We start from the raw sequence: 11,983 nt of genomic DNA on the forward strand, positions 1-11,983 counted from the left end.
GTTGGTGGCCGGCGACGCCCGCGGCCACGCACCCCGGCCCAGCACCTGCGCGGACCCCAGCCGACGCATCCGCTGCCGCATTGCAAGGAGGCACCGCGTGGCCCTCATCGCGGCCTATACGAGCCCGGCGCTCGCTCACGCGTTCCCGTTCGCCGGCATCCTGCTCGAGCTGCAGCGGCGCGGCCACCGCATCCGCATGCGCACGCTGCCGGCGGAGGTCGACCGCATGCGCATGCTCGGCTTCGACGCCGACGCGATCGATCCGGCCATCGGCGAGATCGACTTCGACGACTGGCGTGCCGCGAGCCCGTTCGACAGCCTGGTGCGACTGAGCGCGCTGTACTGCGCGCGCGGCCGGCTCGACGGTCCCGACCTGCGCTCGCTGCTCGAGCGCGAGCGCCCCGACCTGGTGCTCACCGACGTCAACACCTGGGGCGCGGCGGCGGTCGCCGAGGCCTCCGGGCTGCCGTGGGCATCGATCTCGCCCTACACGCCGGTGCTGCGCTCGAGCGGCTGGCCGCCGTTCGGGCCGGGGCTGCGGCCGATGCGCGGACCGCTCGGGCGGCTGCGCGACGCCTCGGTTGCGCGCACCGTGCTCGATGCTGCGACGCGCGTCTCGATGCCGACGATCAACGCGCTGCGCGCCGAGGTCGCGGGCCTGCCGCCGCTGCAGGACTTCGACCAGGTGCTGCGCCGCGCGCCGCAGATGATCGTCACCACCGCCGAGCCCCTCGAGTACGCGCACACCGAGTGGGGGCCCAAGGTGCCGATGGTCGGGCCGACCTCGTGGGAGCCGCCCGCGGCCACGCCCCGCTGGCTCGACGAGATCGAGGGGCCGATCGTGCTGGTGACCACCTCGAACGACTTCCAGGGCGACACCGACATCGTGCGCGTGACGCTCGCGGCGCTCGCCGACGAGCCGGTCACGGTCGTCGCCACCATGCCGGCCGAGGCGCGGCTCGGGTTCCGGCCGCCGCCCAACGCGCACGTGACCGGCTTCGTGCCGCACGGCCCGATCCTCGACCGGGCGGTCTGCGCCATCACCCACGGCGGCATGGGCGTGACCCAGAAGGCGCTCGGCCGGCGCGTGCCGGTGGTCGTGGTGCCGTGGGGCCGCGACCAGTTCGAGGTCGCCGCCCGCGTCGAGCATGCGCGCGCCGGCGTGCGGCTGCCGCGCAAGCGGCTCACCCCGCAGCGGCTGCGGGATGCGGTGCGCCGGGCCCGCGGCATGCAGGCCGGTGTGGATGCGGTCGCCGCGGGCTTCGAGGCGGCGGGCGGCGCTGGCCGGGCCGCCGACCTCATCGAGGCCCAGCTGCACGAGCAGACGCGGTAGCCGCAGGAGCCGCCGGTCTGCGCAGACGCGCCACGGCACATCCACCGGAATGCGCGCACCGCCCTCGTCGTTGTCTGAGTGCAGAGACTTCGAAGAGAGGAACGCACACATGGCGAAGATCACAGTGCTCGGCGCGACAGGGTTCGCGGGCAGCAACATCACCGAGGAGGCCGCGAGTCGCGGGCACGAGCTCACGCTGGTGTCGCGCTCGACCCCGCAGGATGCGCCCGCAGGAGCCCGCGTCATCAAGGGCTCCGTGCTCGACGGCGACGTGCTCGCGGAGGCGATCGACGGTGCCGACGTGGTCGTCGGCGCGCTCTCGCCGCGCGGCGACATGGAGGGCAAGGTGGCGGATGCGTATGCCGACATCGCGGGCCGGCTCGCGGGCACCCCGACCCGCTTCATCATCGTCGGCGGGTTCGGCTCACTGAAGGACGAGGCCGGCGAGCGCATCGTCGAGACCGACGCCTTCGCGCCGGAGTACAAGGGCGAGTCGCGCGAGCTGTTCGCCGCCTACGAGCGGGTCAGCGCCGTCGACGACGTCGACTGGACGTACGTCTCCCCCGCCGGCACCTTCGGCAGCTTCGTGCCCGACCAGACCCGCCGCGGCGAGTACCGCACGGGCGGCGAGACCCCGCTGGCGGCCGACGGCTCCGCGATCTCCGGCCCCGACTTCGCCCTCGCGGTCGTGGACGCGATCGAGTCGAGCGAGCACAGCCGCGCGCACGTGCACTTCGCGTACTGAGCCCCGCGCGCCGAGGAGGCTGCGGTCCACGAGGCCGCAGCCTCCTCGGCGGATCGACCCCTGGCCAGCCCGCCCATGGAGGTGGCACGGTGGGGTCATGAGCATCGACTGGGTACCCGACTACGGCGAGCTGCTCAAGCGCGGGCTCTCGATCCCGCTCGAGGGCAGCGAGAATGACGCGGTGGACGCCGTGCTGGCGCAGCTGAACGCGGGCGGCGCGGTGCCGCCCGAGTCGGAGGTGCGGCAGCTCGTGCAGGATGCCCGCAAGGGCGCCAAGCGGCACGACTGACAGACCACCGCCCGGCACCGGCTGCCCGTGCGACGATCGTCGCATGAGCATCCGCCAGCGCCTCCGCCGCCTGCTCGCGCCGGTCACGCGCACGCGCGCGTTCCGCCGCATCGGACCGAGGGCGCTGCCGGTCGCCGAGCGCATCGCCAAGCGGCTGACCGGCGGGCGCCTGGTGGTCTCCGGCATCCTCGTGCCCTCGCTCGTGCTGCACACGGTCGGCGCGAAGAGCGGGCAGCCGCGCGCGAACGAGCTGATGTTCACGCCCGACGGCGACGGCGGCGCGATCATCGCCGGCACCAGCTTCGCCCGCGCGCAGCACCCCGGATGGACGTCGAATCTCGCCGCGCACCCCGACGCCGAGGTGGTCGTGCGCGGCCTGCGCTACCCGGTGCGCGCCGCCCGCATCCCGAACGCCGAGCGTGACGCGGCTTGGGCCCGCATCGAGGCGCAGTGGCCCGGCTACCGCGCCTATGAGCGCGACTCCGGGCGCACCGTGCGGCTGTTCCGGCTGACGACGGATGCGGTCCCGTCGCCCTTCCGCGAGCGCCGGTAGCGCTCGGCACGGCAGACTGGGCGCCATGCGCATCCTCATCGCGGGCGCCACGAGCGCGCTCGGCCACGCCACCGCATCCGCCCTGCTCGACGCAGGTCACCACGTCATCGCCGTCGGATCGAACGCCGACCGGCTCGGACTCGTCGACGCGAGCGAGCGCTTCGAGTGCGACCTGACCGATCTCGAGGCGGTCGGGTCGCTCGCCGCCGAGATCGGCGAGCTCGACGGCCTGCTCCACCTGGTGGGCGGCTGGCGCGGCGGCGGCGGCCTCGCCGGCCAGACCGACGAGGACTGGGCGTGGCTCGAGTCGCGCGTCGTCGGCACGCTGCGCAACACCACGCGCGCGTTCGCCGGCGCGATCGGGCGCTCGGATGCGGGTCTCGTCGCGATCGTCTCGTCCACCGGTGTGGAGCACCCGACGGCCGGCAACGCGAACTACGTGGCGCTGAAGGCGGCGGCCGAGGCCTGGCTCGCGGCGGTCGGGCACGCACTGCGAGACACCCCCGCGCGCACGGTCGTCAAGCGCGTGAAGTCGCTGGTCTCGGATGCCGAGCGGGCAGCGCAGCCCGAGCGCGCGTTCGCCGGCGCCACCGACGTGACCGCGCTCGCGGCCGAGCTCACCGCGGAGTTCGCGCCGAACCCCAGCTTCGACTGAGCTCGCTGGCCACGACGCCCAGGACGGGCGTCGGCGCTGGCGTCGCGGTCGAGACCCGAAAGGGTCTCGGCCCTCAGCTCTTGCGCTCCAGCATGAACACCGGGATGAGGCGCTCGGTCTTCTGCTGGTAGTCGGCGTAGGGCGGGTAGGCGGCGACTGCTCGATCCCACCACAGGTCGCGCTCCGCGCCCGGCTCGAGCTCGCGCGCGAGGTAGTCGTGCCGCTCGGCGCCGTCCTGCAGCTCGACGTGCGGCTGCGCCTTCAGGTTGAAGTACCAGACGGGGTGCTTCGGGGCGCCGCCGAGCGACGCGACCACGGCGTACTCGCCCTCGTGCTCGACCCGCATGAGCGCGGTCTTGCGCAGCTTGCCGCTCTTCGCGCCGACGCTGGTGAGCAGGATGATCGGCATGCCTCGCAGCGTGTTGGCCTCGGCCCCGTTCGACGCCTCGAAAGCCTCGGCCTGCTTTCGCGCCCAATCGGATGTGCTCGGCTCGTACTCGCCTTCCAGTGGCATGCATCCCCCTCAGTCATCTCGAGCGTAGCCGGGCACGGCCACGAGCGAGCGCCAGCGGGCACACGTCAGCGCGCAAGCGTCAGCGCGCAAGCGTCAGCGCGCAAGCGTCAGCGCGCAAGCGTCAGCGCGCAAGCGTCAGCATGCAAGCGCCACGTTGGCCCGGATCAGAAGGGTGTGTTCAGCGGTGGTGGGGCGTTGGGGAGGCTGGGCTGGGTGCAGGCGATGGTGCCCCAGATGATGTCGTCGGTGTCGACGAACGCTGGGCCTTGGTGTTCGGGTTCGCTGCGGAGCACCACGCCGAGGGGGCTGGTGAACTCGAGCACCCCGTCTTCGAGCTGCTGGACCGTCCAGGCGGTGGCGTGCTTCATCGTGTGATGCCGGCGGCACAGGTGCGCGAGATTGCCGATGGTGGTCGCGCCGCCGGCGTCCCAGTCGTGGGTGTGGTCGACGTCGGCGCGGTAGACGGGGTTGTTGCAGCCGGGCCAGCGGCAGCGGCCGTCGCGGGCGCGCAGCCAGCGCCGCATGGCCCGGTTCGGCCGGTACGTGTCGACCGTCACCGGCACGCCGGTGACGGGGTGGAGGAAGAGCCGCTCCCAGGTGACCGTCTCGGCGGCGAGCATGCGGACGGTGTCGACATCGACGAGGATCTCGTCATCGAGCAGCGCCGGGAACAGCTCCTGCCGCCCCGAACCATCGCTGGCAGGCTCGCGCAGCAGCGCGGTCGCCGGGATCGTCAACGCGACCGTCGCGGTGATCCCGTTCACCCCGTGCACGCCATTGACGTCGTCGGGCACCTGGCCGCGGGTGAGCAGATCCATGACCACATCGGCCCGGTACTGGTCGAACGTGCGCGGGTCATCCTTCGGCTTGCGCCGGGCCGCGTCGGTGGCGCGGTTGTAGGCGGCCTTCGCCGCCACCGCCAGGCAGCGCACGCCCAGGAACGCCATCCCGTCGCCCTCGTCCTGCAGGAAGACCTCGCGCGTCTCGCGCGCCCGGTCGTGCCGCTGCTGGAAGGGCTCGGTCAGCACCCGATCGACGATCCGCTTCGCCCGTGAGCGCAGCTGCCCAGGGGTCGTGGTCTCGGCCATGGCGACGAGCTCCTGCTCGACCCTCGCCCGCTCGCCGGCATCGACTGTGGCGTCCAGGCGCAGCGCCTCGGTCGCCTGCTCGATCGTGCGCAGATGGCCGCTGTTGATGCGGCCGGCCCGGTGGGCGTCGTGCGCGAGCGGCAGCTCGCTCACCATCCGGGAGGCGGCGATCATGCGCCGCTCCATCGTGCGGTCGGAGAGGCGCAGCTCCACCGCGAGGTTCGAGGCCGTCTCGTGCAGGTTCGTGTCGAACACGCCCGGCTCGTCGGCCAGCCGCGCGAAGCGGGCCGCGTACAACTCCCGCTTGGCTGCCTCCAGCCGCGCCGTCTGCACCTCCAGCGCGCGGGCACGGCCCACGAACTCCGACTCCGCGCGGAAGCGGGCGGCGTGCTCCGACTCGATCGGGCCCGGCAGCGCAGGCAGCGGCATGCGGCCGGCGACCACCTCGTCGAGCTGCTCCTCGGTCAGCGCCATCAGGCGTTCGGTCCAGTCACGATCGTACGCGTCCAGCGACTCCTGCAGCTCATCCGCAGTGCGCCCGTACGGGTCGATCGCGCCGGCACGGACAGCGGCGATGTACTCCTCCGCATCCACGCCGTCCTCGAACATGCACGCATTCCATCACGTGCCACTGACACGGCGACCGCGCACCGGAGGGGGGTGGAGAACTCGCGGAGCCGGTCTCGATATGCGCGCTGCGCGCGCTACTCGACTAGCGACAGGCGCCCGACGCGCGTGACCTGCACGACCGCCACGCCCGCATCCGCCGACGCCACCAAGTCGATGGTGGCCCAGATGCGCCAGTCGTGGTCGCCGGCCGGGTCGGCGAGGATCTGCTGCGCCTCCCACACCTCGCGCCCCTCGTCGATGACCAGCATGCGCGACGAGCGGGCATCTGCGCCGGTGCCGATCGTCTCGTGCTCGTCGTAGTAGGCATCGAGGGCGTCACCCCACGCATCCGCCCCGAAGCCCGACGGGCCGTCGAGCTCGCCGAGCGCCTCGTGCTTATCGAGTGCCGCGAGCTGCACGCGGCGGAAGAGCTCATTGCGCACCAGCGTGCGGAAGGCCCGCGGGTTCGCCACCACGCTCGGCGGCCGGGGCGGCGCGATCGGCGTCTCGCCCGGCCCCACCGGGTGCATGAGCTGCTCCCACTCGTCGAGCAGGCTCGAGTCGACCTGCCGCACGAGCTCGCCCAGCCACTCGATGATGTCGAGCAGATCCTCGCTCTTGGCCTCCTCCGGCACGGTCTGCCGGATGGCGCGGTAGGCGTCCGAGAGATACCGCAGCACCAGCCCCTCCGAGCGCGCGAGCGAGTAGTGCTGCGTGTAGTCGGCGAAGGTCATCGCCCGCTCCCACATGTCGCGCACCACCGACTTCGGCGAGAGCGCGAAGTCGCCCACCCACGGCTGCGACGAGGCGAAGACCTCGAGCGCGGCGGTCAGCAGCTCCTCGAGCGGCTTGGGGTGCGTGACCTCCTCGAGCAGCTCCATGCGCTCCTCGTACTCGATGCGCTCGGCCTTCATCGCCGCGACCGCCTCGCCGCGCGCGAGGAACTGCTGCTGCGACAGGATCGGCCGCGGGTCGTCGAGCGTCGACTCGATCACCGAGACGACGTCGAGCGGATGCGTCGGCTCGGCCGGGTCGAGCATGTCAATGACCGCGAGAGCGAAGGGTGAGAGCGGCTGGTTGAGCGCGAAGTTGGGCTGCAGGTCGACGGTGAGGCGGATGCGCTGGCCGCCGGGCATCGACGGGTCCGGCACCTGCTCCACCACGCCGGCGGTGCGGAGGGTGCGGTAGATCGCGAGCGCGCGGCGCTCGAGCGCGAGCTGCGCGCGGCGCGGCTCGTGCGTGGAGGCGATCAGCTCGCGCATGGTGGTGAAGGCGTCGCCGCCGCGGCCGATGACGTTGAGCAGCATCGAGTGGCTCACCTGCATGTGCGGCACGAGCGGCTCGGGCTCGGCCTCGATGAGCTTCTCGAACGAGGGCTTGCCCCAGGAGACGAAGCCCTCGGGAGCCTTCTTGCGCACGAGCTTCCGCCGCGCCTTCGGGTCGTCGCCGGCCTTGGCGAGCATCTTCGCGTTCTCGGCCTCGTGCTCGGGCGCCTGCACCACCACCGAGCCCGCGGTGTCGTAGCCGGCCCGGCCCGCGCGCCCCGCGATCTGATGGAACTCGCGCGCCGTGAGCTGACGCATCCGCTGCCCGTCGAACTTCGTCAGGCCCGTGAGCAGCACCGTGCGGATGGGCACGTTGATGCCGACGCCCAGCGTGTCGGTGCCGCAGATGACGCGCAGCAGCCCCTGCTGCGCGAGCTGCTCGACGAGCCGGCGGTACTTCGGCAGCATGCCCGCGTGGTGCACGCCGATGCCGCTGCGCACGAGCCGCGAGAGGGTCTTGCCGAAGGTGGTGGTGAAGCGGAACTCGCCGATCGCCGTGGCGATCTCGTCGCGCTGCTCACGGCTGACGATCTTCACCGACGAGAGCGCCTGCGCCCGCTCGAGGGCGGCCGCCTGGGCGAAGTGCACGATGTAGACGGGGGCGCGCTGGGTGGCGAGCAGCTCCTCGATGGTCTCGTGCACGGGGGTCATCGCGTACTCGTAGCTGAGCGGCACGGGGCGCTCGACGCCGGTGACGAGCGCCGTCTCGCGGCCGGTGCGGCGGCTGAGGTCGTCGGCGATCGCGGTGGTGTCGCCGAGCGTGGCCGACATCAGGATGAACTGCACGTGCGGCAGCGTCAGCAGCGGCACCTGCCACGCCCAGCCGCGCTGCGGATCGCCGTAGAAGTGGAACTCGTCCATCACCACCTGCTGCACGTCGGCGTCCTCGCCGTGGCGCAGGGCGAGGTTGGCGAGGATCTCGGCGGTGCAGCAGATGATCGGGGCGTCGGGGTTGACGGATGAGTCTCCCGTGACCATGCCGACCTGCTCGGCCCCGAAGGTGTCGACGAGGGCGAAGAACTTCTCGCTCACGAGCGCCTTGATGGGGGCGGTGTAGAAGGAGCGCTGACCCTGCGCGAGGGCCGCGAAGTGCGCGCCGGTCGCGACGAGCGACTTGCCGGTGCCGGTGGGGGTCGAGAGGATCACGTTGCTGCCCGTGACGATCTCGAGCAGCGCCTCCTCCTGCGCCGGGTAGAGCGGCAGCCCGCGCCCGGCGGCCCAGGCCTCGAACGCGTCGAAGGCTCGGTCTGGATCCCAGGTGCCGGCATCCCGGAGCTGTGCGGCGTGGTCGAGGAGGGTCATCGCCTCGAGTCTGTCGCACGAGCGCCGCTGGCAGTCACACCTCGGCGAGCACCTGCGACACGAGCCGGTTGATCGAGACCTTTTCCTCCGCCGCTCGAAGCGCAACCTTCTTGTGCAGCGACGGCGAGATCCTCACGCTCAACTTCCCCGAGTAGACGCGGTCCACCAGTGGAGTCGGCACCGTCTCGCCGTTCGCGGCGAGGTCGGCGATCACCGAAGCGATGAGCGACTCGAGTCCCCGCAATGCCTCCGGCGCTTCCTCTGCGACCCAGGAGAGCGAGGGGAACTCGACGGCGGTCGCGACGAACGCCTCGTCTTCTTCCGACCACTCCGTGCGGTACCCGTAGTGCAATCCCTTGCTCATCGTTCCCCCTCCAACTTCTCAATCGCAGCCAGCACCTGGCGCACCTGGTACGGCATCGCCCTTCCGTCCCGGTCCTGGATGTTCACGCGCGGGTCGCCCGGCCACGGCGTCCGGAAGACGAGGTGTGATCCTCCCCGCTGCCTCGGGGCACCGAAGTAGTGCTCGCATACCGACTGCAAGTCGGCGAACGGCACGTTCTTCGGCGACGCGCGCATTGCCGCAAGTCGCTTCCGCAGCTTCCCCACACCTCGCATGGTAGCACTATTGCCACCACGATAAGGGTGGTCGCGCGCATGGCGGGTGACCCGTCAGGCCCCGAGTCGCCGCGATTCGGTAGAATCTCCTGTGCTCCCCCCTCAATCGGATCCCTCCGGCGCGCCCGCCGACGTGCCGGCGACGCCCGACGCAGCGGCCGCCGCGGCAGTTGACGCCGAGCCGACGACGCTCGAGCCGGACGACGTCGCGACGACGCTGCGCGTGCTGGCGACGCTGCACGAGATGGATCGCGACGACCCGCACTACGTCGCGGTGCGGCAGGCGACCGCGAACATGTTCAAGGAAGTGAAGCTCGCCAGCCGCAAGGCCAAGCACGCCCGCATCCAGGCGGCCGACAGGGCCGTGATCGCCGCCACGGCGACGGGCGCAGCCGACCGCATCGACGACGAGACGCGCGGCATCCCGCTGGCGACCCGCGCATCCGCCCCCACGGCCGGCACGCTGCTCAAGTCGCGCGGCTGCTACATCTGCAAGCAGCAGTACACGCTCGTCGACGCGTTCTACCACCAGCTCTGCCCCGACTGCGCGCGGCTCAGCCACGCCAAGCGCGACGCCCGCACCGACCTGACCGGCAAGCGCGCGCTGCTCACCGGCGGCCGCGCGAAGATCGGCATGCACATCGCGCTGCGGCTGCTGCGCGACGGCGCCCACACGACCATCACCACACGGTTCCCGCGGGATGCGGTGCGCCGGTTCTCGTCGCTCGAGGACTCGGCCGAGTGGCTGCACCGGCTGAAAGTCGTCGGCATCGACCTGCGCGACCCGGCGCAGGTGGTCGGGCTCGCCGAGGATGTCGCCGCGGCTGGTCCGCTCGACATCCTCATCAACAACGCCGCCCAGACCGTGCGACGCTCCCCCGGCGCCTACGCGCCGCTCGTCGAGGCCGAGAGCACGCCGTTGTCGGAGCTCTCGCCGCACGGCGGCCCCATGCCCGAGCTCGTGACCTTCGGGCACACGAACGACGCGCATCCGCTCGCCCTCGCCGCCTCGGTCGCGAACCACCCGATCCTCGCAGCAGCCGCGAGCACGGCCGACGAGCTGACCGCGCAGGCGATGGCTGCCGGCTCGTCGTCGCTCGAGCGGCTCGCCGCCGGCACCGCGATCGACGCCGGCGGCCTGCTGCCCGACGAGGAGCACATCAACAGTTGGACGCAACACGTCGACCAGGTCGAGCCGCTCGAGATGCTCGAGGTGCAGCTGGCCAACATGACGGCGCCGTTCCTGCTGGTGTCGAAGCTGCGGCCGGCGATGGCGGCATCGACCGCGCACCGCAAGTACATCGTGAACGTGTCGGCGATGGAGGGCGTCTTCGGCCGCGGCTACAAGGGCCCCGGCCACCCGCACACGAACATGGCGAAGGCGGCGCTCAACATGCTCACGCGCACGAGCGCGCGCGAGATGTTCGAGAGCGACCGCATCCTCATGACCGCCGTCGACACCGGTTGGATCACCGACGAACGGCCGCACTTCACGAAGGTGCGGCTGGCCGAGGAGGGCTTCCACGCCCCGCTCGACCTGGTCGACGGCGCCGCCCGCGTGTACGACCCGATCGTGCGCGGCGAGGCGGGCGAGGACCTCTTCGGCATCTTCCTGAAGGACTACGTCAAGGGTGCCTGGTGACTCGGCCCGCCGGTCGAGGAGCGGCCCCGAGCTGCGCCTCGAGACCATGACGCCTTCCGAGCTGCGCGCGCTGCCGCTGGGCAGGCGGCTGGTGGTGCGCTACCGGCTGCACGACGGGCAGCACGGGGCGACGGATGCGCTGGGCGACCTCGTCGCGATCGACGCGGCCACCTGCACGATCGCGACCCGTCGCGGAGCGGTCGTCATCCCCATCGCCGACATCGTCGCGGCCAAGCAGGTGCCGCCGCCTCCGGCGCCGCGCCTTCGGCAGCACCCGCAGCATTGATCTCAACGTGTGAGGTGCATCTTCGCCGCACCGGGTGCGGCATCGCACCACCTGGCACGTTGAAAGAACGTCAACCCCAGGGGGCGCGGCGGTGCACGCCGCGCCGCACCAGGTCGAGCACGACTTCGCGCACGTAGTCGGGCTGGAAGAGCACCTGCTCATACGTGAAGCGCACCACCACATAGCCGCGGCGCGTCAGCTCGGCGTCGCGGCGCCGATCGTTCGCCATCTGCTCGGGCGAGGCGTGCCACGCCACCGAGTCGATCTCGATCACGAGCGACCGGCCGATCAGGAAGTCGACGAACTCGCCCTCCACCGGTGACGCCTGCTGCCGGTAGGCGATGCGGCAGCGCCGCAGCAGCGCGGCGAACTCCGACTCCGACCCGGAGCTCGCAGTCCCTGTCGCCCACGCCAGCCCGCGCGTTCGCCGCAGCGGCAGCTGCTTCACCAGCTCCGCCAGATCTTCGGGCTCCACGAGCTCCTTCGCGAGCGCCGTATCGGCCGCCGCCATCAGCTCGCTCTCGCTGATGCAGTGTGCGGCATTGGCCAGCGCCGCGATGGGCGAGTCGATGCCGAACTGCGGGCGTGACTCCTCGAGGCGGGACGGTGTCGCGTGCGCGACGATGCTGGCTTTCGCGCGCGTGCCGGACGCACGCAGGCTGTGCGTGTTGCGCCGGATGCGCACGTGCAGCTTCTGGGGCCCGTGCGGCAGCCAGAGCTCGTGCTTCGCGAACGCCGTCACGCACGTCGCGACACCGCCGGCGCCCAGTGCGCGGGTGACGTCGTTCTGCAGGCCAACCAGCGCGACCCAGCCGCGCAGCGGCGACCAGATCTGCGTGCCCGCCATCGCCTGCAGCTCCTCCTTCGACACGACGTTGCGCGCCGCCTGCACGGTGCAGACCCCACCTTCGCTCGCCAACCACTCCAGGAACTCCATGTGCGGAGGATGCATGTCCGGTCGCGAGGGCCGCGGCGCGCCGCCGCTCAGCTGTGCACAACTCTCAACGTGTGAGGTGCACGTTCG

12 protein-coding genes are annotated in these 11,983 nt (G+C 71.8%); 7 read left to right on the forward strand and 5 right to left on the reverse strand.

Going from position 1 to position 11,983, the window contains the following annotated elements; genetic code table 11:
* Positions 1-97 precede the first annotated feature (97 nt).
* The 5 genes from J1M46_RS09640 to J1M46_RS09660 all read left to right on the forward strand — a co-directional run bounded on the left by J1M46_RS09640 (position 98) and on the right by J1M46_RS09660 (position 3,575).
* On the forward strand, positions 98-1,333 hold the full coding sequence (locus tag J1M46_RS09640) for a nucleotide disphospho-sugar-binding domain-containing protein (protein ID WP_206447599.1): 1,236 nt from the start codon (positions 98-100) through the stop codon (positions 1,331-1,333).
* Positions 1,334-1,442: 109 nt separating this feature from the next.
* Positions 1,443-2,078, forward strand: coding sequence for an NAD(P)-dependent oxidoreductase (locus tag J1M46_RS09645; RefSeq protein ID WP_206447600.1), 636 nt, complete (start codon positions 1,443-1,445; stop codon positions 2,076-2,078).
* Positions 2,079-2,175: 97 nt separating this feature from the next.
* Positions 2,176-2,367 carry a hypothetical protein gene (locus tag J1M46_RS09650; RefSeq protein ID WP_092916735.1) on the forward strand — a complete coding sequence of 64 codons (192 nt, stop codon included), beginning with the start codon at positions 2,176-2,178 and terminating at the stop codon, positions 2,365-2,367.
* Positions 2,368-2,410: 43 nt separating this feature from the next.
* Entirely contained in the window at positions 2,411-2,920 is a 510-nt protein-coding gene (locus J1M46_RS09655; protein WP_206447601.1) for a nitroreductase family deazaflavin-dependent oxidoreductase, read from the forward strand.
* 25 nt (positions 2,921-2,945) lie between these two features.
* Positions 2,946-3,575, forward strand: coding sequence for an SDR family NAD(P)-dependent oxidoreductase (locus J1M46_RS09660; RefSeq protein WP_206447602.1), 630 nt, complete (start codon positions 2,946-2,948; stop codon positions 3,573-3,575).
* A gap of 73 nt (positions 3,576-3,648) precedes the next feature.
* Here the strand turns inward: J1M46_RS09660 and J1M46_RS09665 are convergent, their stop codons facing one another.
* The 4 genes from J1M46_RS09665 to J1M46_RS09680 all read right to left on the reverse strand — a co-directional run bounded on the left by J1M46_RS09665 (position 3,649) and on the right by J1M46_RS09680 (position 8,777).
* Positions 3,649-4,089, reverse strand: a complete 441-nt coding sequence (locus J1M46_RS09665; protein WP_206447603.1) for a nitroreductase family deazaflavin-dependent oxidoreductase — start codon at positions 4,087-4,089, stop codon at positions 3,649-3,651.
* A gap of 164 nt (positions 4,090-4,253) precedes the next feature.
* Positions 4,254-5,786 (reverse strand): HNH endonuclease signature motif containing protein, encoded by a 1,533-nt coding sequence (locus J1M46_RS09670; protein WP_206447604.1) that lies wholly within the window; start codon positions 5,784-5,786, stop codon positions 4,254-4,256.
* 95 nt (positions 5,787-5,881) lie between these two features.
* Positions 5,882-8,413 (reverse strand): DEAD/DEAH box helicase, encoded by a 2,532-nt coding sequence (locus tag J1M46_RS09675; protein WP_206447605.1) that lies wholly within the window; start codon positions 8,411-8,413, stop codon positions 5,882-5,884.
* A gap of 34 nt (positions 8,414-8,447) precedes the next feature.
* Positions 8,448-8,777, reverse strand: coding sequence for a type II toxin-antitoxin system HicB family antitoxin (locus J1M46_RS09680; RefSeq protein ID WP_206447606.1), 330 nt, complete (start codon positions 8,775-8,777; stop codon positions 8,448-8,450).
* 471 nt (positions 8,778-9,248) lie between these two features.
* On the opposite strand from J1M46_RS09680, the gene J1M46_RS09685 reads away from it, so the two are divergent.
* Together J1M46_RS09685 and J1M46_RS09690 are read left to right on the forward strand one after the other, a co-directional pair.
* Entirely contained in the window at positions 9,249-10,673 is a 1,425-nt protein-coding gene (locus J1M46_RS09685) for an SDR family oxidoreductase (protein ID WP_241249571.1), read from the forward strand.
* A 46-nt stretch (positions 10,674-10,719) separates the two neighbouring features.
* A complete protein-coding gene (locus tag J1M46_RS09690) occupies positions 10,720-10,959 on the forward strand; it encodes a putative acetyltransferase (protein ID WP_206447607.1) in 240 nt (79 codons plus the stop codon).
* A gap of 70 nt (positions 10,960-11,029) precedes the next feature.
* Here J1M46_RS09690 and J1M46_RS09695 read toward each other — a convergent pair whose 3' ends face one another.
* Positions 11,030-11,896: a DUF559 domain-containing protein gene (locus J1M46_RS09695; protein ID WP_206447608.1), complete on the reverse strand. Its 867-nt coding sequence runs from the start codon at positions 11,894-11,896 to the stop codon at positions 11,030-11,032.
* Between the last annotated feature and the right edge of the window lie 87 nt (positions 11,897-11,983).

It is taken from the genome of Agrococcus sp. KRD186 (assembly GCF_017168255.1).
Lineage (GTDB): Bacteria > Actinomycetota > Actinomycetes > Actinomycetales > Microbacteriaceae > Agrococcus.

What these genes read in the sequence shown, in the direction of transcription:
- J1M46_RS09645 (WP_206447600.1), top strand. Translation starts at nt 1,443, where the DNA reads ATGGCGAAGATCACAGTGCTCGGCGCGACAGGGTTCGCGGGCAGCAAC.
- J1M46_RS09650 (WP_092916735.1), top strand. Translation starts at nt 2,176, where the DNA reads ATGAGCATCGACTGGGTACCCGACTACGGCGAGCTGCTCAAGCGCGGG.
- J1M46_RS09695 (WP_206447608.1), bottom strand. Translation starts at nt 11,896, where the DNA reads ATGGAGTTCCTGGAGTGGTTGGCGAGCGAAGGTGGGGTCTGCACCGTG.
- J1M46_RS09665 (WP_206447603.1), bottom strand. Translation starts at nt 4,089, where the DNA reads ATGCCACTGGAAGGCGAGTACGAGCCGAGCACATCCGATTGGGCGCGA.
- J1M46_RS09655 (WP_206447601.1), top strand. Translation starts at nt 2,411, where the DNA reads ATGAGCATCCGCCAGCGCCTCCGCCGCCTGCTCGCGCCGGTCACGCGC.
- J1M46_RS09670 (WP_206447604.1), bottom strand. Translation starts at nt 5,786, where the DNA reads ATGTTCGAGGACGGCGTGGATGCGGAGGAGTACATCGCCGCTGTCCGT.
- J1M46_RS09690 (WP_206447607.1), top strand. Translation starts at nt 10,720, where the DNA reads ATGACGCCTTCCGAGCTGCGCGCGCTGCCGCTGGGCAGGCGGCTGGTG.
- J1M46_RS09675 (WP_206447605.1), bottom strand. Translation starts at nt 8,413, where the DNA reads ATGACCCTCCTCGACCACGCCGCACAGCTCCGGGATGCCGGCACCTGG.
- J1M46_RS09680 (WP_206447606.1), bottom strand. Translation starts at nt 8,777, where the DNA reads ATGAGCAAGGGATTGCACTACGGGTACCGCACGGAGTGGTCGGAAGAA.
- J1M46_RS09660 (WP_206447602.1), top strand. Translation starts at nt 2,946, where the DNA reads ATGCGCATCCTCATCGCGGGCGCCACGAGCGCGCTCGGCCACGCCACC.